Source organism: Streptomyces monashensis (assembly GCF_001866665.1).
GTDB classification, from domain to species: Bacteria; Actinomycetota; Actinomycetes; order Streptomycetales; family Streptomycetaceae; genus Streptomyces; species Streptomyces monashensis.
In genome coordinates, this window is sequence record NZ_MLYO01000062.1 from 65,492 (window position 1) to 85,533 (window position 20,042).

At 69.5% G+C, this 20,042-nt stretch carries 20 protein-coding genes and 1 pseudogene; 10 read left to right on the forward strand and 11 right to left on the reverse strand.

The features are described from left to right. Window positions 1–69: 69 nt before the first annotated feature. Window positions 70–1,590 (forward strand): NCS1 family nucleobase:cation symporter-1, encoded by a 1,521-nt coding sequence (locus BIV23_RS32570; protein WP_071384584.1) that lies wholly within the window; start codon window positions 70–72, stop codon window positions 1,588–1,590. A 33-nt stretch (window positions 1,591–1,623) separates the two neighbouring features. On the opposite strand, the gene BIV23_RS32575 is transcribed toward BIV23_RS32570, so the two are convergent. The 7 genes and pseudogenes from BIV23_RS32575 to lplAB form a co-directional block, all read right to left on the reverse strand. Beyond that, entirely contained in the window at window positions 1,624–2,298 is a 675-nt protein-coding gene (locus tag BIV23_RS32575) for a hypothetical protein (RefSeq protein WP_071384585.1), read from the reverse strand. A gap of 192 nt (window positions 2,299–2,490) precedes the next feature. Next, window positions 2,491–3,027, reverse strand: a complete 537-nt coding sequence (locus tag BIV23_RS32580) for a hypothetical protein (protein ID WP_071384586.1) — start codon at window positions 3,025–3,027, stop codon at window positions 2,491–2,493. After that, window positions 3,005–4,291 carry a WXG100 family type VII secretion target gene (locus BIV23_RS32585; RefSeq protein ID WP_071384587.1) on the reverse strand — a complete coding sequence of 429 codons (1,287 nt, stop codon included), beginning with the start codon at window positions 4,289–4,291 and terminating at the stop codon, window positions 3,005–3,007. Before BIV23_RS32585 ends, BIV23_RS32580 begins: the two co-directional genes overlap by 23 nt. Continuing rightward, window positions 4,291–4,596 (reverse strand): DUF6317 family protein, encoded by a 306-nt coding sequence (locus BIV23_RS32590; RefSeq protein ID WP_071384588.1) that lies wholly within the window; start codon window positions 4,594–4,596, stop codon window positions 4,291–4,293. The genes BIV23_RS32585 and BIV23_RS32590 overlap by 1 nt, the downstream gene beginning before the upstream one ends. Further along, a complete protein-coding gene (locus BIV23_RS52475; RefSeq protein ID WP_245790761.1) occupies window positions 4,593–5,099 on the reverse strand; it encodes an SAV_915 family protein in 507 nt (168 codons plus the stop codon). The genes BIV23_RS32590 and BIV23_RS52475 overlap by 4 nt, the downstream gene beginning before the upstream one ends. A 189-nt stretch (window positions 5,100–5,288) precedes the next feature. Continuing rightward, window positions 5,289–5,819: pseudogene (locus BIV23_RS32600) on the reverse strand (lipoate--protein ligase family protein); the annotation flags it as partial. Between the two features lie 97 nt (window positions 5,820–5,916). Continuing rightward, the gene (gene lplAB, locus BIV23_RS32605) at window positions 5,917–6,981 is read right to left on the reverse strand and encodes a lipoate-protein ligase LplAB (RefSeq protein WP_071384589.1); all 1,065 of its coding nucleotides are present in this window, start codon (window positions 6,979–6,981) and stop codon (window positions 5,917–5,919) included. A gap of 454 nt (window positions 6,982–7,435) precedes the next feature. On the opposite strand from lplAB, the gene BIV23_RS32610 reads away from it, so the two are divergent. Further along, a complete protein-coding gene (locus tag BIV23_RS32610; protein WP_071384590.1) occupies window positions 7,436–8,194 on the forward strand; it encodes an ISL3 family transposase in 759 nt (252 codons plus the stop codon). A 27-nt stretch (window positions 8,195–8,221) separates the two neighbouring features. On the opposite strand, the gene BIV23_RS32615 is transcribed toward BIV23_RS32610, so the two are convergent. Beyond that, window positions 8,222–9,661, reverse strand: a complete 1,440-nt coding sequence (locus BIV23_RS32615; protein WP_071384591.1) for a cytochrome P450 — start codon at window positions 9,659–9,661, stop codon at window positions 8,222–8,224. Between the two features lie 340 nt (window positions 9,662–10,001). Between BIV23_RS32615 and BIV23_RS49805 the strand changes: the two genes are divergently transcribed. Further along, on the forward strand, window positions 10,002–10,277 hold the full coding sequence (locus BIV23_RS49805) for a hypothetical protein (protein ID WP_143079155.1): 276 nt from the start codon (window positions 10,002–10,004) through the stop codon (window positions 10,275–10,277). On the opposite strand, the gene BIV23_RS32620 is transcribed toward BIV23_RS49805, so the two are convergent. Both BIV23_RS32620 and BIV23_RS32625 read right to left on the reverse strand, forming a co-directional pair. Beyond that, window positions 10,264–11,487 carry a beta-ketoacyl-[acyl-carrier-protein] synthase family protein gene (locus tag BIV23_RS32620; RefSeq protein WP_071384592.1) on the reverse strand — a complete coding sequence of 408 codons (1,224 nt, stop codon included), beginning with the start codon at window positions 11,485–11,487 and terminating at the stop codon, window positions 10,264–10,266. The two genes, BIV23_RS49805 and BIV23_RS32620, sit on opposite strands and share 14 nt — an antisense overlap. Then, window positions 11,477–11,746 (reverse strand): acyl carrier protein, encoded by a 270-nt coding sequence (locus tag BIV23_RS32625; protein ID WP_071384593.1) that lies wholly within the window; start codon window positions 11,744–11,746, stop codon window positions 11,477–11,479. Before BIV23_RS32625 ends, BIV23_RS32620 begins: the two co-directional genes overlap by 11 nt. 191 nt (window positions 11,747–11,937) lie before the next feature. On the opposite strand from BIV23_RS32625, the gene BIV23_RS32630 reads away from it, so the two are divergent. Then, window positions 11,938–13,059, forward strand: coding sequence for a terpene synthase family protein (locus BIV23_RS32630; RefSeq protein WP_143079156.1), 1,122 nt, complete (start codon window positions 11,938–11,940; stop codon window positions 13,057–13,059). 3 nt (window positions 13,060–13,062) lie between these two features. After that, window positions 13,063–14,442: a cytochrome P450 gene (locus BIV23_RS32635; protein WP_071384595.1), complete on the forward strand. Its 1,380-nt coding sequence runs from the start codon at window positions 13,063–13,065 to the stop codon at window positions 14,440–14,442. A gap of 27 nt (window positions 14,443–14,469) precedes the next feature. Here BIV23_RS32635 and BIV23_RS32640 read toward each other — a convergent pair whose 3' ends face one another. After that, window positions 14,470–15,732 (reverse strand): phthiocerol/phthiodiolone dimycocerosyl transferase family protein, encoded by a 1,263-nt coding sequence (locus tag BIV23_RS32640; protein WP_177240115.1) that lies wholly within the window; start codon window positions 15,730–15,732, stop codon window positions 14,470–14,472. Between the two features lie 307 nt (window positions 15,733–16,039). Here BIV23_RS32640 and BIV23_RS32645 point away from each other — a divergent pair, with 307 nt between their 5' ends. The 5 genes from BIV23_RS32645 (at window position 16,040) to BIV23_RS47220 (ending at window position 19,849) form a co-directional block, all read left to right on the forward strand. Further along, on the forward strand, window positions 16,040–17,476 hold the full coding sequence (locus tag BIV23_RS32645) for a cytochrome P450 (protein WP_071384597.1): 1,437 nt from the start codon (window positions 16,040–16,042) through the stop codon (window positions 17,474–17,476). Continuing rightward, window positions 17,473–18,114, forward strand: a complete 642-nt coding sequence (locus BIV23_RS32650; protein WP_071384598.1) for an ATP-binding cassette domain-containing protein — start codon at window positions 17,473–17,475, stop codon at window positions 18,112–18,114. The genes BIV23_RS32645 and BIV23_RS32650 overlap by 4 nt, the downstream gene beginning before the upstream one ends. Then, a complete protein-coding gene (locus tag BIV23_RS32655; RefSeq protein WP_071384599.1) occupies window positions 18,111–18,911 on the forward strand; it encodes a hypothetical protein in 801 nt (266 codons plus the stop codon). Before BIV23_RS32650 ends, BIV23_RS32655 begins: the two co-directional genes overlap by 4 nt. Before the next feature lie 115 nt (window positions 18,912–19,026). Further along, window positions 19,027–19,290, forward strand: a complete 264-nt coding sequence (locus BIV23_RS47215; RefSeq protein WP_143079157.1) for an IS110 family transposase — start codon at window positions 19,027–19,029, stop codon at window positions 19,288–19,290. Window positions 19,291–19,468: 178 nt separating this feature from the next. Next, complete coding sequence (locus BIV23_RS47220; RefSeq protein WP_177240116.1) at window positions 19,469–19,849, forward strand: transposase; 381 nt, start codon at window positions 19,469–19,471, stop codon at window positions 19,847–19,849. Window positions 19,850–20,042 lie beyond the last annotated feature (193 nt).

Below are 20,042 nucleotides of genomic sequence, written 5' to 3' on the forward strand. Positions count from 1 at the left end.
CCCGCGCACCCCCCCATCGCGCCGCCCGCACGGCACTCCCCGACCCGTCTCACCCCTCCGGGACCGCCCATGACCGACACCGCCCCCGCAGCCATACCCCCCTCCCGTCAGGTCACCCTTCCCGACGGCCGCGTCGAACTCGCCCCCGGCACCCCGCCGCCCAGCGGGCCGTACGCCAACGAGGACCTGCTCCCGGTCCCCGCGGCCGGGCGCACCTGGACGACGTACAACTTCTCCGCGCTGTGGGTCGGCATGGCCCACAACACCGCCTCCTGGACGCTCGCCTCCGGGCTGATCGCCGTCGGGATGGACTGGAAACAAGCGGTGTTCACCATCGCCCTGGCCAACCTGGTCGTCCTCGTCCCGATGCTGCTCACCGGGCACGCGGGCCCCAAGTACGGCATCCCCTTCCCGGTCTTCGCCCGCGCCTCCTTCGGGGTGCGCGGCGCCAACCTGCCCGCCGTCGTACGGGCGTTGGTGGCGTGCGGCTGGTTCGGCATCCAGACCTGGATCGGCGGCGAGGCCATCTACTTCCTGGCCGGCAAGCTGATCGGCGACAGCTGGTCGAACGCCGCGCACCTGGGCGGCTACGCCTGGACCATGTGGCTGTCGTTCGCGCTGTTCTGGCTGCTCCAGGTGGCGATCATCCACCGCGGCATGGAGACCGTCCGCCGTTTCGAGAACTGGGCGGCGCCGTTCGTGATCGTCGGAGCGCTGGTGATGCTCGGGTGGATGAGCAGCAAGGCGGGCGGCGTCGGCCCGCTGTTCGACCAGCCGTCCAGGCTCGGCTGGGGCGGCCACTTCTGGAAGCTGTTCTGGCCCTCCCTGATGGGCATGATCGGCTTCTGGTCCACCCTGTCCCTGAACATCCCCGACTTCACCCGCTACGGCAGGAGCCAGAAGGCCCAGACCTGGGGCCAGGCGCTCGGCCTGCCGACGACGATGACCCTGTTCGCCTTCCTCTCCGTCCTGGTGACCTCCGGCTCGCAGGCGGTCTACGGGCAACCCGTCTGGGACCCGGTGCAGCTGGCCGCGAAGACCGACAACGTGGTGGGCCTGCTCTACGCCCTCGTCACGGTCCTGGTGGCCACCCTCTCGGTGAACATCGCGGCCAACCTGGTCTCCCCGGCCTTCGACTTCTCCAACGTGGCGCCCAGGAAGGTCAGTTTCCGCACCGGGGCGCTCATCACCGCGGTCCTGGCGGTGGTGATCATGCCCTGGAAGCTGTACTCCGACCCGCAGGGCTACATCTTCACCTGGCTCGGCCTGGTCGGCGGTCTGCTCGGCACCGTCGCGGGCATCCTCGTCGCCGACTACTGGCTGTTGCGCCGCACCCGCCTGGACCTCGCCGACCTGTACCGAGCGGGCGGCCGCTACTGGTACGCGGCCGGCTGGAACTGGCGGGCCGTCGTCGCCTTCCTCGCGGGCGGCGTCCTCGCGATCGGCGGCGCCAGCTTCAAGCCCCTGCTCGACGGCCGCCCCGTCCCCGCCCTGTCCCCCCTGGCGGACTACGGCTGGGCGGTGGGCCTCGGCACGTCGCTGGTGCTCTACCTGGCGCTCACGCTGCTGACGTCCCGCAGCCAGACGTAGAAGGACCCGAAAGAGTGAGGGGCGGGCGTCCGGCTACCCGGACTGCCCGCCCCCGAGCGCGCCGACCGCGGCCCGCGCCGCCTTGATGGCGCCCTGGTTGATCTCGTCCGTACCGGGGGCCTTCTTCGTGTCGAAGTCGCTGCCGTTGTACGTGACGACCACCAGGGCGTTGGCGACCCGGACCATCACCACGCCCTCGCGGGTCTGCTGCTTGTCCTCGGTGGTGAGGTTCACGATCGAGTAGGCGCTGTCCCCGAGCCCCGGCACGGCACCGCCGCCGCTCTTCTCGCTCACCTGCTGCTGGTAGTTCTGCTTCGCCTCCTGCTGCGACCCGGCGATCTCGAACGACACGTCGAGCCAGCGGTAGCTGTACCCCTTCAGGGCGTTCCAGGAGCAGGTGCGGCGCACCTTGGTGTCCGTCGACGGGATCTCCTTGCCCTCCGTCTTCGCCCCGGGCACCAGGGCCGTGACGGTGGCCGCGGGCACGCTCGTACAGGGCGTGGGCGCGGCGGCGTACGTCTGCGACCCGCCGGAGGAGGAGGGGCCGGGGGAGGCGGAGGACTGCGTGGGCGCCTTCTGGCCCGCCGGGGAGCCGTCGGCGGCGGCCGGCGCGGCCGGGCCGGACGTCAGCGCCCAGCCGGCGCAGGCGAGCACGGCGACCGGTGAGATCCGCGCGGTGAGCGCGAGCGGCAGAGGAAGAGAACGCACGGCGCACTTCTCGTGGGGGAGGGGGTGCGGAAGGGGTCCGCAGGGTGGACGGGGACGCCAGTGTCACACGAGCGCCTGTGGGGCGGAAGGGAAAACTCGCTGTGTGCTTGCATGGTCACAACACCCCCTCCGCCCGCGTACCGCCCGAACGCCGGGGAAGGGGGAGGCGACACGAGTCCCCCGGGGGCGCGCTCAGGTCCCCGCGGGGTGCTCCGCCAGCCAGCGGCGGGCGCCGACCTCGCTCGGGTACTCGCGGACGGTGAACGCCGCGACGCACCAGCCGACGCCCCAGGCCACGCACGCGGGCGCGACGGGCGCGGCGACCAGCCACAGGACCCGGCCGGCCAGCGTCAGCCACACCGAGCGGCGGGCCTCGTCCCGCTTGGCGGCCCGGAACTCCTGCGGGGCCGGCGGGTCGAGGAGCTTCTCCCGGTGGCCGCGGCGCTGCACCCGCCACCCCCAGACCAGGGCCACGACCGACGCCGCCACCTGCGCCCAGTCCCACACCGTACGGACCGTCGGCGGCAGTGCGCCGCGGAAGCCTCCGTAGAGAGCGAGCGCGATGTAGCAGCAGAACGCCACGACGGCGAGCCACAGGACGGCACCGGACGAGCGGCGCACCCAGTAGCGCGGACCGCGCGCGTACCACGTGGTGCCGAGCCCCGGCAGGGCCGGGATCCGGGCGGGAGCCGTGGGCACGGCGTTGTCAGAAGATGCTCGTGACGCCATGCCACACGTCCTCTCCCAGTCGTTTGAAGTCGCCCCCGGTTTTCGACAGTACGTGTCCCGTGCCGGTCAGCACGCCGCCGACCACACCGTGGTCGTGGATGTCCTCGCTCCAGTGCTCGTGGAGCGAGTGGTCGATGATGCCGGTCGCGCCGATCACGACGGCGCCGCCGACCCCCGCCACCACCGCGACGGGCACGTCGAACGGCGCTGCGGCCACCAGGCCCGCCGTGATGGCCGTACCGGCCACCAGCCCCCCGACGTTGGCGCCGCCGTCGGTCGCGATCGAACGCTGCCACGACCAGCCCGCGTCATGGTCGCCCTGCGCCTCCAGCAGCCCGCACGCACCGGCCGCGGCCACGTCCAGGACCGGGATCTCCTTCAGGAAGTCCGGCATCTTCTCCAGGCTCTCGCCCGTGCGCAGCGCGTCCGCGGCGTCGGCCAGCTTCACGTTCAGCGCACGGTCGTAGGGGAGCGCGGTACTGCCGTTCTCGGCACGGGCGATCGCCTCCTCCAGGGAGTCGACCTTGGTGACGGCGTCGCGGTAGGCGCTCTTGGCGGGCAGGTCCTTGGGCAGGGCCTGGCCCGCCTTCTGGTACGCCTTGCGCTCCGCCCGCATCTCCTTCTTGGCGGCCTGGGCCGCGCTCTTGGCGTCGTCGAGCTTCGCGCGGGCCTCCTTGCCGCCGGCCCGGGCGTCCTCGGCGTCGTACGCGTACAGGCCGCGCAGATAGTCCGCGATGGTGACCTTGTCCCCGGTGGTCGTGGGGCCCGACCCGGTCACCCGGTCATACAGCCCCTGCAACTGCTGCGCCGCCTCCAGCCGCGCGTGCTGGGCGGTGTGCAGGATGTGGTTGCGTGCGTCGACGTAGTCGTTCCTCGCGGAGACGGTCTTCGGATCCTCCGGGCCCGACGAGTCCGGCGGCTTCGGCACGCCCTTGTCGTCCGTCGCCACACCCTTGGCGGCGGCGATGTGCTGCGCGTTGTAGAGCGACGACTCGCAGGTCGACAGCGCGTCCGCCAGCGTGCCCAGGATGTCGCCCGCCGAGTGCACCAGCTCGGCGAAGCCGCCGGCCGTGATCTGGTCCTCGCTCCATTTGGCGCGGAACGTCTCGGCCGCGTCGCCCTTCCAGCCCGCGTCGCCGGCCAGCTTCTCGACGGCGGTGCTGAGCGGCTTCACCACGCCGTCGAGCTTGTCCTTGGCGTTCTTGTAGGTGGTCGCCATCGTGTGCAGGCCACCGAGGTCGCCCCCCACCCAGCTGTCGCTCATCAGTGCCAGTCCTCCGGGGTGAGGTCCTCGAAGACTCCGTGGACGTCCACGTCGTGCCGGTGGAAGGAGTCACGCGCGTACCCGGCCTTGTCGCCGTGCTCGTCCAGCCGGTCCGCGAGCGCGAGGTGCATGCTGGTGATGAGGTCGGCGACTGCCTTGATCGTGTCGTCCAGCCCGGGGTCGCCCCCGCTGACGACGGCCGGAGTCACGTCGGGGGCCAGCTTGCGGTAGTTGCCGGACTCGTCGTGGAACGTCTTCGCCAGCGTGGCGAGATCGTCGTAGATGACCTTGAAGTCGGCCGTCATCGCCGCACCTCCCGTGCGTGGGCGGCCAGGTCCTCGGGCCGCCAGTTGGCTTCTCCGGGCGCGACCCGCGGATCGAGCAGGACGGTGACGCCCCGCTCGTCCATCCCTTCGGCCAGCGGGCCGAGGGAACCGGCGATCCAGGGCTGCGCTTCGCCGAGCGCCGCCACCAGCCCGTCCAGCGTGGTGAAGGCGAAGGCCACGGTGCCGTGCGCGGGGTGGGCGAAGAGCTCGCACACGATGAAGGGCACGCGCGCGGGGCGGCCGTCCGTGCCCGTGCCGACGACCGAGCGGGGATGCGCCGGCACGAACACCGGCGTGTGGTAGGCGGGTATGCCCGGCCGGGGCCCGGGCCGGTCGTCGGCGGCGGCCCGCGGCGGTGGCGCGGCCTCCACCAGGTCCAGCAGCGCCGAGCGGCGAGGCTCCGCCGCCTGCTGCGGAAGGCCGCGTTCCGTCGGATCCGGTTCCAGGAAATCGTGCAGCCGTGAATGATTCGGCGCCCCCATCGCCGTCACCTCTTCCCCGTGCTCGTGCGTGGCCGTTGGGCCCGACCACGGTAGCCAGCGGCCAAGGGCGCAAATCGGCCTATGTCGGGGTCCGGAGGCGGGTATGCACGTAACCCATACGACCGTTTGGTCCGGGCGAGAGCAGTCCTTGACCCGTTGATGAACCGGTGTCCCAGCGGAGGGCGGACGCTATGGCACCCGGGCCGTCCACTTCACGGACGCGAACTTGCTCCGGGCCAGCTCCTCGGCCCGCGCCAGCTCCCCGTCCGTGATCCTGCCCGGCGCCAGGCCGTACCGCGCCCGGAACGACGCGATCATCCGGTCGATGACCGCCTCACGGGGCAGCCCCGTCTGCCGCCGCAGCGGATCGACCCGCTTCTTCGCGCTGCGCGTGCCCTTGTCGGACAGCTTCTCCCGGCCGATGCGCAGCACCTCCAGCATCTTGTCGGCGTCGATGTCGTACGACATCGTCACGTGGTGCAGCACGGCCCCCGGGCCCCCGTCCGGCCCCACCATCCGCTTCTGCGCGGCGCCCGCGATCTTGCCCTGGTCGGTCGCGATGTCGTTCAGCGGCTGGTACCAGGCCCGGATCCCCATGTCGCCGAGGGCGCCCAGCACCCAGTCGTCGAGGTAGGCGTAGCTGTCCTGGAAGGACAGGCCCTGCACGAGGGACTCGGGCACCGACAGGGAGTAGGTGATCGTGTTGCCCGGCTCGACGAAGGTCGGACGAGGAAGACACTACGAGCCGGCGTTATCGCGGGCAAGGGCCTGCGCGGCCCTGCCGAGTGCCGCGTGGGACCCGGCAGAGGCGCGGCGTTCACGGCACGCGCGCGGTCCACTCCTCGGTGGCGAACTTCGTGCGCACCAGTTCCTCCGCGCGGGCCATCTCTTCCGCCGTGACTTCGCCGGTGGTGAGCCCGTAGCGGTTGCGGAAGGAGGCGATCATGTTCTCGATGACCTGCTCCCGCGCGAGGCCCGTCTGCCTGCGGAGCGGGTCGACTCGCTTCTTGGCGCTCCTGGTCCCCTTGTCGGACATCTTCTCCTTGCCGATGCGGAGCACTTCCAGCATCTTGTCGGCGTCGATGTCGTAGGACATCGTCACATGATGGAGGACGGCTCCAGGGCCGCCGTCAGGGCCGACCATGCGCTTCTGGGCGGCGCCGGCGATCTTGCCGGCCTCGGTGGCGATGTCGTTCAGGGGCTGGTACCAAGCCTTGATACCCATGTCTCCGAGCGCGCCCAGCACCCAGTCGTCGAGGTAGGCGTAGCTGTCTGCGAAGGAGAGGCCCGAGACCAGGGACTCCGGCACGGACAGGGAGTACGTGATCGTACTCATGGGCTCTACGAACATGGCCCCACCACCGGAAACACGGCGAACCACGGTGATCCCGTGCTTCGCGGCCCCTTCGGGGTCCACCTCGTTGCGCAGGGACTGGAAGCTGCCGATCACCACAGAGGGCGAGGCCCACTCCCATACCCGAAGAGTCGGGGCTCTCCGCCCGGCGGCCACCTCGGTGGTGATCACTTCGTCCAGCGCCATGTGCAGAGCCGGTGCCTGTGGCTCCGTGTGCACCAGCTGCCAGTCGTAGTCGCTCCACTCGGTCGCGTGGGCCAGAGCGCGCCGGACGGCGATGCCGACGCCTTCCGCTGTCAGCCCGAGCATCATGGTCGACTCCGGCAGCGCCGCCGTGATCCGGGCGGCCAGCCCTGCAGCGTCCGTCGTTGAGGGTGAACCCTCAAGGGCTTTGTTGATCGCGAGGATCGCTTCGTCCGGCTCCAGGAAGAAGTCCCCGGCGACGCGCACGTTACGCAGGACGCCTTCCTCGACATCCAAATCGACGACGACCAGCTTGCCGCCGGGCACCTTGTACTCGCCATGCACGGCTTCGTTTCCTTCCAGCGCGCGGCGTGTGTCCTGAGCGGGTTGCCCTGACATTCAGACAGATGCGCACATCTTTCGAATCGCACCTTAATGCTCGCCCGGAGCGCGAGGATAAGCAGCCCCAAGGGCACTGGAGGGACGGAAGGGAGGCCGACCTGCTGTCCCGGCTGTCTCCTTGTGGGGGAACAGAACCCGGCGTACAGCCCGACTCGTCTGCCGCCACCTGCGGCTTTGCCTTGGAAAGGGCCTCTGACCTGCGCGGGAGGCCCTTTCCGGTCTCTCGGGGGCTTGCCGCGTTAGCCTCGCGCTTTCACGAGGCGACCTGTCCGGCTGGTGATCAGGAAAGCAGAAAGTGCCTCTGACCAGCGAGAATGAGGATTGTTGAGGTCCTTGTTCCCGCCACCGCTGGAGGCACTTTCCAGGTGAAGGTGCGACACGAGGTCGCGTGTGTTGAGTGGATGCCCTTGGAGAGGGGGTCGGCGATGGCGCCGATGACAGGCGTGCTGCCAGCACCCGCGAGCGCTGGCAGCATATCCACCAGCTCCTGGACGCCGGCGCCGGCCTGCTGGAAGGCGCCCGCTGCCTGGACCTGGCCCTGAACACCGTCAAACGCTACGCCCGCCACGCCGAGCCCGAGCGCATGGTCCGCGCCCCGAACTACCTGCCCACCCTTGACCACCTGCGACGACGCCGCGCCGAGGACCCCGCGGTGCCCGTCACCCACCTCCTGCACGAGATCCGCGAACAGGGCTACACCGGCAGCGCCAACCTCCTGGTCCGCTACATCACCCAGGGCCGCGTCGAGGCCGACCACTCCGCCCTCTCCCCACGCCGGGCCGCCCGCTACCTCCTCACCGACCCCACCCACCTGCGCGAAGGCCAACAGACACTCCGCAACCAACTCGTCGACGCCTGCCCCCAGATGACCGAACTCGCCACCGCCGTGACCGGCTTCGCCGCCCTGCTCACCTGGCGCGAGGACAACGCCAGGGCCCTGACCGACTGGATCGCCCGCGTCCGCACCGCCGACCCGCCCTTCCTCCATGGCTACGCCACCGGCCTGGAACGCGACCGCGCCGCCGACGCCGGCCTCACCCTGCCCTTCCACAACGGGCGCACCGAGGGCGTCAACCACAAGATCAAACTCCTCAAGCGTCAGACCTACGGCCGGGCCGGCTACCGACTCCTCCGCCACCGCATCCTGCTCAACTGACACTCCACCGAGCTCGGCGATCAACGGCTACGGAAATCTTGGAAGACCCGATGGGCGTACAGGCCCGCGGAACGCCGCGAAGTTAGGGCTCCAGCGGTAGGGCGCGAAGGCCGTGCGGGAGGTGCGCAGCTGCGGCGTCATCACCAGTGGCGGGGCCTCCAACATGATGTCCACCCTGGGGGCTGCGGGGCTCGAGGATACGGCTTCTCCGTGGAGGGTCCGGTTCTGCAGAACCCGGGCGAGGACGACGACGACCTCGGTGAGTGCGAAGTGCTTTCCAGGGCACTGGCGGGAGCCGTTGCTGAACGGGATGTACGCTCCGTGTGGGCCGGGGGTGCCGTGCGCCCAGCGGTCAGGATCGAATCGCTCGGGGTCGGGGAACAGGTGTGGCTGACGGTGCAGTTGGTAAGGGCTCACGACCACGCTGGTGCCGGGTGGCAGGATCTGCCCGGCCAGCTCGACGGGCTTGGCGACGCAGCGGGTGATCAGCCAGGCATGGGGGTACAGCCGTAGCGTCTCCAGAACGACCTGCCGGGTGAGTTCCAGGCGTCGCACGGTTGACTCGTCCGGCGGATCGTCCCCGAGGACTGAGTCGATCTCGTGCTGGACACGACGAGCAATGTCCGGGTGGAGGTCCAGCAGGTGCAGCGCCCACACCATGGTGCTGGCGGGGCCCGCTGCTGTTGCCGCGGTGAACATGTTGATGACGTTCTCACGCACCTCGTGGTCGCTCATAGGCTCGTCAGTTTCGTCCTGTGCCGCCAGCAGCACGGACAGGATGTCCGCGTGATCCTTGCCGGAGTGGCGGTACAGGCTGATCACTTCGTCGACGACCTGCTTGTACCTGGCCAGCGTTCGGTGGAACTGGAGGGTGCGGTGACGGAACAGCCACTGCACTCCGAGCGCGGTGGTCAACACCTCGTAGTAGACCGCTTTGTTGATCGCCCTCAGGCAGGTGTGGACCTCGTCGCGGAAGTGCTCCGTGAACTCCGCGGCGAACATGGCGTGGACGCCGGTCATAGCCGCCATGTCCGTCATCTCCCGCGTCACGTCGAGGGGAACCCCGGATCGCCAGGCATCGGTCATCGCGTCTGCCGTGGCGACCATCGTGGTGATGAACCGCGCAATGCGCGCCTGCTGCAACGATGGCTGGACCAGGCGTCGTACCCGCTTGTGCGCGGCGTTCGGGCAGGTGAGGATTCCGTCACCGAAGAGCTCCCGTAGCTCGTCCTTGCCCGGCCCGCCGGTGTCGAACCTGTGGGGGTCCCGGAGCACCTGATCGGCCAATTCCGGATGGCAGGCCAGGTAGACGGACTTCCGGCCCAGCCGGACGTGTACGAGATCCCCCTGCTCCGAGAGTGAGTTGAGGAAGGACAGCGGTGCTCTCCAGGCGCGTACCGCGTGCCCCAGGACCGGCAACGCACCCCGAGCGTGGGCGAATCGGAAGTCGGGTCGCGTCCTTCTCATGGAGGTTGGGCTCCTTGCGTATCTGTCTGGGGCGGCCGCACCACTGTCCGGGAATGTGTCTAGCCAATCCGCGGGCGGAGTGACTCTGCGCGTTGGAAAGCCTCACCGTCCGGGTAGGTTCTTTGAGTCGTTCGGATGGGCGCGTGCCTGCGCGGTTGACCCCAGAGACCCTTCAACCCGGGTGTCGCCACTTCACCGACGGAGCGACGGAGAGCAGTCCGCACTGCGGTGATCGCCGACGGGGCACACCCATCATTCCGTGGGCAGGGGAGCTTCCTGCCCGCAACCGTCCCGCGAGCCCCGTCGCTGCGGTGTCATCCTCGGCTGCAAGGAGATCGTCTTGACCGATATCATCGCCGTGCCCTCGCCGATCCCTGCGTCCGCAACGCCAGTTGGATCAACAACAGTGACGGTGCGGCTGGCCGGCGGCGACGATTGTGCTGGCGGGGAAGGCGGCCAAGGCGTGGGGGTGAGCGGGGCGGCGCAGCTGCTGAAGTTCAGCGCCTTCCGGGACCCGGTGCTGCTGGCGCGGTGTGTGAAGCTGCGGGTGATCGAGCCGGAGAACGAATACTGTCGACGTGGCCTCCAAGCAGCCATTCTCGTCAGTCGGTCGTGAACAACAGGACGGCGTTCTGGCCGCCGAAGCCGAACGAGCAGCTGAGGCCCGTATTCCCGGCCATCGGGCGTGGTTGGTCGGCGACGATGTCCAGCTTGTGGTCTCCGTCCTGGCCCTCGAAGTTCGCCACCGGCGGCACTGTCCGCCGGTGCAGGGAGAGGACCGTGTATGCCGCCTGGATCGCACCCGCTGCCCCGAGGGCGTGGCCGATCACGCTCTTGGCGGCTGTCACGGGGGGTGTGTCCGCTCCGAAGACCCGGGTGAGAGCTGCGGCTTCGGCCGCGTCGTTCAGCGGCGTGGAGGTGCCGTGCGCGTGGACGAGACCCACGTCTGCCGGAGCGCATGCCGCGTCCTGCAGTGCCGCGCGGATGGCTCGTTCCGCTCCGTTCCCCTCCGGGTGCGGGGCCACCGGATGGTGGGCGTCCGCTCCGGCGCCGTAACCGCGCAGCACGGCCTGGACCGGTGCCCCGCGGGAGGTGGCGTGGGAGAGGCGTTCCAGGACGAGGACGGCGGCGCCCTCCCCGAGGACGAAGCCGTCCCGTGCCGCGTCGAACGGCCGGCTGGCCAGCTGCGGGTGTTCGCGTCGCCGTGACAGTGCCCGCATCCGTGTGAAGCAGGTGGCCGTCATACGGGAGCGCGCGGACTCGCTGCCGCCGGCCAGCACGATGTCACATGTCCCGGACCGCAGCAGGTCCCGTGCGACCCCGATCGCGGTCGCGCCCGAGGCACAGGCGCTGGACGTGGTGAAGTTCGGCCCCCGGGCGCCCAGGTCGATGGCGACCTCGCCCGCGGCCATGCTCGGCACACTGCGCGGCAGCGCGAGCGGCGAGACCCGCTGGGGCTGGTCCGCGCCGAGGTGGCAGAACTCGGTGACGTACGTGCCAAGGCTGTTGGACCCGACACCCAGCACGACTCCGACCCGCTGCGCCGGCCATGTGCCGGTGTCCAGCGCGGCGTCGGCGACGGCGCGCCGTGCGGCGGCCAGGGCGAACTGGATGAACGGGTCCACGCGCCGGGCGAGTGACCGGCCGAGTTCGGCCGCGGCGTCGAATCCGGTCACCTGACAGGAGAAGTCGACGGGCAGTCCGGCGAGTTCGGGGTCGGAGGCGGCCAATGAGCGGCCCTGGCACAGGGCCTCCCAATTCGCGTCCGCCGTATGTCCGGCCGGGGTCACCAGGCCCAGCCCGGTGACCGCGATCTCAGGCGGCATGCTCGAACGCCTGGGCGGCGTCTGCGAGCGTGGAGGCCGGGAACAGGTCCAGCTCGCCCTCGACAAGGACGATCCCGTACTCCTGCTCCGCCGCCACGACCAGTTCCATCAACGACAGCGAGTCCATCCCGAGGCTTTCGAACGTCGTCGCGGCGGTCAACTGCTCCGGCACCACCTCGACATCAAGATGACCGGTCAGCAGGGCGACGAGCCGCTGGGGCAGTGCCCGCTCCGCATCTGGTTCCGCTGCCTGTGTCATGGCGTGTTCTCCTCTTCTCTCGAACTGGCGTGATCTTCGCAGAAGTAGTGGCTGCGAGATCCCGCACCCGGGTTGCGGGGCCGGGCCGAAGGCCACGCCCCACACATTGCCGCAAGTCCGGATTGGTAGCGAACTGCCCGGTCACGAAAGGGAAGTTGGGGGAATTCGGACGTAAGATCACTGTGGGGCGCATGGTGCCTCCCGTACGCGCTCGCCCATGGGAGTGGACCCTCCGGGGCAGCATTGCTGTGCTCAATCTTGCTCACGCACCATCCTCGGGAGTCCCATCGAAGGAGCAACCGAGCGTGACGCGAACCGGAGCGGTGTTCACCACCCCGTGGCCCTTGCGGATCAACCCGCATGTGGATCAGGCACGCGAGAGCGCGCTTGCCTGGATGCGGAGATTCGGCCTGCTGGACGGCGAGCAGGCCGAGGAAGACTTCGTTGACTGGCGACTGGCCGAAGTGGCCGCCTTCTTCTACCCCCATGCCAGTGCCGAGGAGTGCTGTACGGCGGCGCAGATGATGGGCTGGTACTTCCTGCCGTTCGACGACCAGCTGGACGGTGAGATCGGCCGTGATCCCGGCAGGGTGGCCACTGTCTGCAGTGCCCTGATCGGCATCGTGCACGGAGTGTCCGGACCGGAGTCGCACGATACGCCGACGGTGCGTGCCTTCGCCGATCTGTGGAGCCGGATGGTGCGGGGGATGTCCCTGCCGCTACGCACCCGTGTGGCGTTCAACTGGACGGCGTACTTCTCCTCCCAGGTGACCGAGGCGATCGACCGCAGGACGGGATTCGCCCACCGCGACCTGGCGGACTACTTCCTACTGCGGGCCTCCACGACGTGCGCCTTCGGTCAGAACGACCTGGGCGAGAAGTGGGGTGGTACTGAGGTGCCGCCGGAGCTGTGGCATCACCCTGTGCTGCAACGCGTGAGGCAACTGGGCGCCGACGTGGTCGCGTTGCGGAACGACTCCATGTCGCTCCGGCACGAGGACATCACCGGGGGGCACAACGCGATCCACCTCATTCAGCGCAGCCGCGGCGGCACGCGGCAGGAGGCGCTGGCCGAGGCGTCCCGGCTCGCTCAGGAAAAGGTCGACGAGCTCGTGGAGTTGGAGGAGAGGGCTTTGTCACGACTGGTACGGGCCGTCGACGAGAGTCAGCGTGCGGCGCTGCGGGGATATGCGGACATCATTCATGACTGGATCTGTGGTGACTACGAATGGGAGCGGATCACCACACGTCATGACGAGCACCGTGTCATGCCCGGCTGGGCGGCCGGTCTGCTCGTGAGCGCGGGGAGCTGAGCGATGACGACGACAAGCCTCCCGGCCTCCCACGTTTCCGCCCCGCGCGCACCCGGTGCCCTGCCCGGCGTGGGCCACTTGCGGCAGTTGCTCGTCGACCCGACCCGGTTTCTGACCCGTCTGCCGTCCTATGGCGATCTGGTGGAGATCCGGCTCGGCCCCCGCCCCACCTACGTGGTCTGCAGCCCCGAACTGGTCCGCGAGATCCTCGTGAGCCGCCACCGCGACTTCGACAAGGGTGGCCCCTTCTTCGACAACATTTCCGTGTTCTTCGGAGACGGCCTGGCGACCTGTCCCAATGCCAAGCACACTCGGCTGCGCCGATTTACCCAGCCCGCCTTCCACCCGAGCAAGCTCCCGGGGTACGCAGAGCTCGCAGGCCGCGAGATCACGGCTGTCACCCGGGAGTGGCGCGAGGGACAGGTCCTGGACGTGCGCCGGCTGATGCAGGAACTCGCCATGAGGATCACCGTCTCGACGATGCTGGCGTCGTGGTTCGCCGACGCCGGTGCGGACGCCGACACGGTCCGCCGCACGCTGGGTGACGTGGACGTCCTGGTCAGCGGCGCGTTCCTGCGCATGGTCGCGCCCGGCATCGCCCGCCTGCCGTTGCCGGCCAACCGGCGCTACGCACAGGCCCGGGACTCCTTGTACGCGCACATCGACGCCACCGTCGCCGCCTACCGCCGCGCCGGTAGCGACCAGGGCGACCTACTGTCCATGTTCCTGGCCGAGGACGGCGACGGAACCGCGCTGTCGGACACGGAAGTACGCGAGCAGGTGATGACCATGTTCATCGCCGGAATCAGTACGACCGCCGCCATGCTCGCCTGGACCTTGCACTACCTCTCGTTGGACGACGGCCTCGACGGGGCCGTGGCGGCCGAGGCACACAAGGTCTGCGGCGGCGGGCCCGCCCGGCACGAGCACCTTCCACAGCTACCGACCCTGATGGCCGTGGTGACCGAGGCCTTCCGGATCAGGCCCTCCGCCTGGCTGTTCAGCAGGACCGCCGTCACCGACACGTCCTTGGGCCGCTACCGCGTGCCGGACGGTGCCGACATCCTGATCAGCCCGTACATCATTCACCATCGGCCCGATCTCTTCCCCGAGCCCGACCGGTTCGACCCCGGGCGCTGGAGTAGCGACGGACGCAACTGGGCCAACGCCGAGCGGGCGATGGCGCTGGTGCCTTTCGGGACCGGGTCCCGTAAGTGCATCGGACACGACTTCACCATCATGAACGTCATGCTGTCCCTGGCGTCCGTCCTGGCCGACTGGAAGCTCACCCCCGCCACGTCCCGCCCGGTCACCCTCATCGGGCGCAGCATCATCGAACCCCGCAACCTCGACCTGCGGCTGCACCGCCGACAGGTTTCCTAGCAGGGATTGCGCCGCTGTCCACCGCGCCTACTCGCACAGCGCGCGGTGGACAGCCTCCTCGATGGCGTCGGCCAGGTCGGCGGCCTGCCGCGCGGTGAACCAGTCCGCGGACATGACCAGGGTGATGTCGAGACCTGCCGTGTCGTCCTGACTGCCGGTGAGAAAGACCGAGGGCAGGGGGCCAGGGGGAAGGGCACACCCGTCGATGGGGCCGGACCTCAAGCCCGGGGGAAGCTGGAGCGGCGGGGTCTTCGTCATCAGGTTGCTGACCAGGACACTGATCGGAGCGTGCGCCACTTCGTCCATCAGCTCGCCGGTCGCGGCGATGGCCTTCTGCACCGTGTTGTCCAGGACCGCTTCGCGCAGTTGCTCCAGCACGCGGCGTCCGATGTCGGCCGGATGGCATTCGGGCCCCACCTCGACCACGGCGTGCGCGGCGGTGGCGGCCAGTACCATCTCGTGTGGAGACATGGGGGGCCTGAGCCGCCGCCGGAGATCCAGAGTGGACAAGCATGTCATGGGGGCGGTTTCGTCCGGGCAAGGTGTCTGCGAGTGGACCGCCCGCAGGGCGATGCCGCAGGCCAGCGCATGCCAACTCGTGCGTGCCGCCTTGGCCACGCGCGTCAGTTGATCGACGGACTCGGCAGACAGCCGCACCTGCCGCCGGTGGACGCCGTCTTGTGTTCCCGTGTCGGCTCCGGCCGCGAGGGCGGGGATGCACGCGGGGACGAGATCCCGCATCTTCGCCGAGCGGTCCCTCAGGAAGACGCTCAGCTCCTCAGCGGAAAACCGGGCGCGGAAGTGTTCCTCGACGGGGCGGGGCAACCCGACGGTAGGAGGCGGCAGCACAGGCGTACGGCCGGTGACGCGGGCGCTGTAGCTGCGCCACAGGGTGTGCAGCAGCATCAGCGCGCTGACACCGTCACTGATGGCATGGTGAACCGACAGGGCCAACCGATAGCGGTCCTCCGTCTCCTCGGTCACCACGGCCCTGAACACTGGTGTGTCCGGCGCGTAGGGCGCTCCGACCTGGTCGATGCCGTCGGTCACCTGCAGACGCGGGCCCGGCGCCGACGGGTCCAGCCGCAGCAGGTGGCCCGGGTCCGCGGCCACGATCCGTGCGGACAGTACGGGGTGCAGGACGAGCAGGTCCTCCACTGCGGAGGCCAGAGCGTCGAGGTCGAGCCGGCCGTGCAGCCGCTGGCTGAAGTGGATCGGCGTACCGAACGAGGCGAAGGCCGTCTCGCTGGCCGCGAGCGGGCGTTCCTCCACCACGGTGGCGTCGGTCAAGATGCTCTCCTTGCAGCGTCCGCGGGCCGGCGCCTTGGTCAGGGCCCAGGCCGATACGGTCGGTGCCCGCGCCATGATCGTGGTGTGCTGTCGAGGCTCAGCGCAATGCGGGCTGCTCCCGGTTCACTCCGTCGGGTTCTTCCCCCGTCAACAGTGCCGGGCGCACTTCAGTCGAACGGCTCAAAGACCCACTCGGACGGCGGAGAAGCCCACCAAACAGAGCCGGTCCGGCTCCGCATTGGTTAGACACGTTCCCGGACAGCGGCCGCTGCCGCCCCCAGCCCGTGCGCAAGGAGCCCATTCCCCCATGAGCAGCACACGATCCGACTTCCGATTCGCGCACGCTCCGGGCGCGTTGCCGGGACTGGGGCATGCACTGCGCATCTGGAGAACACCGCTGTCCTTCCTCTGCTCCCTGCCGTCCCAGGGAGACCTCGTACGCCTCCGACTCGGACGGCAGCCCGTCTATGTGGTCTGCCATCCGGAGCTGGCCGACCAGGTGCTGCGGGACTCCCACACGTTCCCCAAAGGGGGCCTGGGATACACCCAGACACGCACGCTTCTCGGCGACGGCCTCTTCACGTGCCCAAACGCCGAGCACAAGCGGACACGACGGCTGCTCCAGCCACCGTTCCAGCGCACCCGCGTCGCCGATTACATCCCCGCCATGGTCGAGACGGCGGACGCGGTGACCGGGGCCTGGCGATCCGGCGTTCCGTGCGACGTGATGCGCGAGATGACAGCCGTGGCCGCGATGATCGGCGTGCGCACGATGTTTGCCGCGGAGATCACGGAGCACTACCGCGACGAAACCCAGGCCTGCATCGGGGAGATCATCGGCGGGATCCACCACGAGGTGCTCACCTCCGCGCTCGGAGTGCGGTGGCTGTTCCCCCACCGCACCCGCCGCTTCCACCGGACGCTGGCCAGGTACGAGCAGATCATCGACGCAGTGATCCTCGCCTACCGCCGCTCCGGCGAGGACCACCCGGACATCCTTTCCATGCTTATGACGGCACGCGACGACGCCGGGGAGCCGATGAGCGACCGCGAGGTGCGCGACAACGTCATCACCATGTTCACCGCAGCGACAGCAGCGGGTCGCGCCAGCGCCATGGTGTGGGCCCTGCACCTGCTCGACCGCCACCCGGACATCGCCCGTCGTGTCCGGCACGAGATCGACTCCGTCCTGGGAGACGAACCACCGGACATTGCGGCGCTACAACGCCTGGAACTCACCCGGCAGGTCGTCCTGGAGACACTGCGGCTGTATCCGCACGGCTGGCTCATCCCTCGCAGCGTCTCCACTCCCGTCGAACTGGCCGGGCAGATCCTGCCGCCCGGCACCAACCTGCTCGTCAGCCCGTACCAGCTACACCGCCAACCACGTCTCTTCCCCGACCCCGAGCGGTTCGACCCCGACCGGTGGGCAACCGAAGACCCCGGCCCCCGCGAGGCGTACATCCCGTTCGGCAACGGATCCCGCAAGTGCCTCGGAGAGGCCTTCGCACTCACCGAGATCGTCGTCGTCCTCGCCCGGGTCCTCCAGAGCTGGACCCTGCACGGGCAAACCGCCTCCTCGCGCCCCGCGGTCCCTCGCGTCAACACGCTGCTGGAGGCACCGCCCCTGGTCATGACGCCGCAGCCACGTACCTCCCGCAGCAAGCAGGTGAACAGGCCCGCACAGACCCGCTCACCCGGCGGCGCGGACGCGCGGACGTACAGCGAAGAAGGGAACTCGTGACCGTCTCCCCACCCACGGCCACCCGCACCGCACTCAGCGCGCGGGGCATTCACAAGGCATTCGGCAAACACGTCGTACTGGCCGACGTCGACCTCACCATCCGTTCCGGTGAGACCGTCGGCGTCGTCGGGGAGAACGGCGCCGGCAAGACCACCCTCCTGCGCATCCTGTGCGGTGACCTACGCCCGGACAAGGGCACCGTCACGGTCGACGGCACACTCAGCCATTGCCCCCAACACCCCGTTCTCAACAACGCCCTCACACCGTTCCAGCACCTTCGCCTGTTCCAGGAAGCCTTCCGCCTCCCCAACCTCGAACCTGCCCACGCGCTGATCGACCGGCTCGCCTTCGCTGGCCATCTCCACCGTCCCGTCAGAGTCCTCAGCGGCGGCACACGGCAGAAGCTCAGCCTCGTCCTCGCCCTCATGCACGAACCCGACGTGGTGCTGCTGGACGAGCCCTATCAAGGCTTCGACTGGCAGACCTACCTGGCCTTCTGGGACCTCGCCGCCGCCCGCCGTGCGGCCGGGCGCACCACCGTCGTCATCTCCCACCTCGCCTACGACATCGACCGTCTGGACGCCGTCATCCAACTCAGTCACAAAGCGGCCGTCAGGACCAAGGGAGCCAGCCGGTGAGGGCCTACCGCATCGCGGCCCGCTACAACCTGGCCGAACTCGCCAAGAACACACTCGCCGCCCTCCTGCTGGCCGTCCTCCTCCCGCTCTGGATCCTCGCCGCACCGCAAATCTTCGCGCCCGCCTCGCTGACCTTCCGGCTCCGCGCGACCGGTCGGACACTCACGGCCTCAACGGACCAGGTGGGTATGATCCATGGTTGCCTCGGCATCGTCATGCTCCTGATGGCCTTCCTCACCTTCAGCGCCGCCCGTCAGTCCGGCCCCTTCGACCGCCGGCTCACCGCCGCCGGCTACCCGCGCACCCCGCTCCTACTAGCCAAGGCGACCTCGCTGCTCTCAGCCGCCGCACTCGTCGCCCTGTACACCACCGTATGGACGCTGGCCGTATGGTCGCCCCGCCACCTGGGGTTCCTGTGGCTCGGACTGTTCACCGCGAGCCTGGTCTACGGAACACTCGGACTCGTCCTCGCGCTCTTCCTTCCCGGCGAACTCGAGGGCATGGTCGTCATCTTCGTCACCAGCAACCTCGACCTGCTGCCACAAAGCCCCCTGGTCAACCCCGACCCGCATGGGTTCCTGGGCCCCCTCCTGCCCATGTACGGCTCCACACAGACCTGCCTCGCCGCTGGACTCGCCACCACGACCCCACTCCGGGCCGTAGCCGCAAGCCTCACCTGGACAGGGACCCTCACCCTCATCGCCCTCCTCGCCTTCTGGATCCGCACCCGCGAGCGGCACTTGGTGACCCTTGACGCTAGCCTCGCGCTTTCACGCGGCAGGGCGTCCAGTGGTTGATCAGAAACGCGGAGAGTGCTCGTGACCTGACCCTATGAGGGCGGGGGCTTCACCGCCGGGTGCGTTCGGAGCACCCTGTTGGTGGGGGAGCCGAATCGGGGTCGGGTGGCCCACGATGCAGGCTTACCTAGGGATCGATGTGCATCGCCGCCGGTCGCAGATCGCCGTGCTGGACGAGGGCGGCCGGACGGCGGTGAACCGCAACGTCGTCAGCGGACGCAAGACGGTGCTGGGCGTGATCGGCGATCTGCCGGTGGGCACGCCGGTGGCGTTCGAGGCGGCGCTCGGCTGGGGCTGGCTGATCGAGCTGCTCCAGGACTACGGCTTCGAGCCACACATGGCCCGTTGCAGTGCAAGGCGATCGCCTTGGCCCGGCTGAAGAACGACAAGGTCGACGCGGCCGCCCTGGCCCATCTGCTGCGCACGGATCTGCTGCCCGAGGCATGGATCGCTCCCGCAGCAATACGCGAGCAGCGGGCCGTGCTGCGCCACCGCGCCCAGCTCGTGCGGCTGCGGACCTTGTCCACGCGGTCCTCGCCGACTACGGCTGTGACCGCATGGGCAGCGCCTGGAACTGCTGGAGTGGCACGTGCCGCGCCTGGCTGGCACAGCTGCCGCTGGCGGACACCGCCCGCGGCGCGGTCGCCGGCCGGCTGGAGGTCATCGACGCGCTGCAGGTGGTCATCGACCGGCTGGATGCCGCGCTCGCCCAGGCCGCGAAGGCGGATCCGCGGGTCAAGTCGCTGACCGCGCTGCCCGGCATCGGCCCGCTCACCGCCATGGTCATCGTGGCGGAGATCGGCGACATCCGCCGGTTCCCCTCGGCCCGCAAGCTCGCCTCGTGGGCCGGGCTCACGCCCACGGTCCGCGGCTCGGACCGCACCGTGCGCTACGGGCACATCTCCAAGCAGGGCGATCGTGGCTGCGCTCGATCATGAACCAGGGCGCGCAGACCGCCAAGCGCGTCCCGCCCTACGCCGCGTGTTTCGAGCAGATCGCCCACCGCGCACCTGAAGATCGCCACCGTCGCGGTCGCCCGCAAGCTCCTCACCCACGCCTACTACGTGCTGCGCGACCTCGACGCCGCGCAGCAGCCGAAGGAGCCGTGCATCACGGCATGACGACCACCCC

Excerpts from the sequence above, each read along its gene's own strand:
- BIV23_RS32570 (WP_071384584.1), top strand. The coding sequence starts at position 70 with ATGACCGACACCGCCCCCGCAGCCATACCCCCCTCCCGTCAGGTCACC.
- BIV23_RS32630 (WP_143079156.1), top strand. The coding sequence starts at position 11,938 with ATGGTGCCTCCCGTACGCGCTCGCCCATGGGAGTGGACCCTCCGGGGC.
- BIV23_RS52475 (WP_245790761.1), bottom strand. The coding sequence starts at position 5,099 with ATGGGGGCGCCGAATCATTCACGGCTGCACGATTTCCTGGAACCGGAT.
- BIV23_RS47215 (WP_143079157.1), top strand. The coding sequence starts at position 19,027 with ATGCAGGCTTACCTAGGGATCGATGTGCATCGCCGCCGGTCGCAGATC.
- BIV23_RS32615 (WP_071384591.1), bottom strand. The coding sequence starts at position 9,661 with ATGAGAAGGACGCGACCCGACTTCCGATTCGCCCACGCTCGGGGTGCG.
- BIV23_RS32585 (WP_071384587.1), bottom strand. The coding sequence starts at position 4,291 with ATGAGCGACAGCTGGGTGGGGGGCGACCTCGGTGGCCTGCACACGATG.
- BIV23_RS32620 (WP_071384592.1), bottom strand. The coding sequence starts at position 11,487 with ATGCCGCCTGAGATCGCGGTCACCGGGCTGGGCCTGGTGACCCCGGCC.
- BIV23_RS32590 (WP_071384588.1), bottom strand. The coding sequence starts at position 4,596 with ATGACGGCCGACTTCAAGGTCATCTACGACGATCTCGCCACGCTGGCG.
- BIV23_RS32580 (WP_071384586.1), bottom strand. The coding sequence starts at position 3,027 with ATGGCGTCACGAGCATCTTCTGACAACGCCGTGCCCACGGCTCCCGCC.
- BIV23_RS32625 (WP_071384593.1), bottom strand. The coding sequence starts at position 11,746 with ATGACACAGGCAGCGGAACCAGATGCGGAGCGGGCACTGCCCCAGCGG.
- BIV23_RS47220 (WP_177240116.1), top strand. The coding sequence starts at position 19,469 with ATGGGCAGCGCCTGGAACTGCTGGAGTGGCACGTGCCGCGCCTGGCTG.
- BIV23_RS32635 (WP_071384595.1), top strand. The coding sequence starts at position 13,063 with ATGACGACGACAAGCCTCCCGGCCTCCCACGTTTCCGCCCCGCGCGCA.
- BIV23_RS32645 (WP_071384597.1), top strand. The coding sequence starts at position 16,040 with ATGAGCAGCACACGATCCGACTTCCGATTCGCGCACGCTCCGGGCGCG.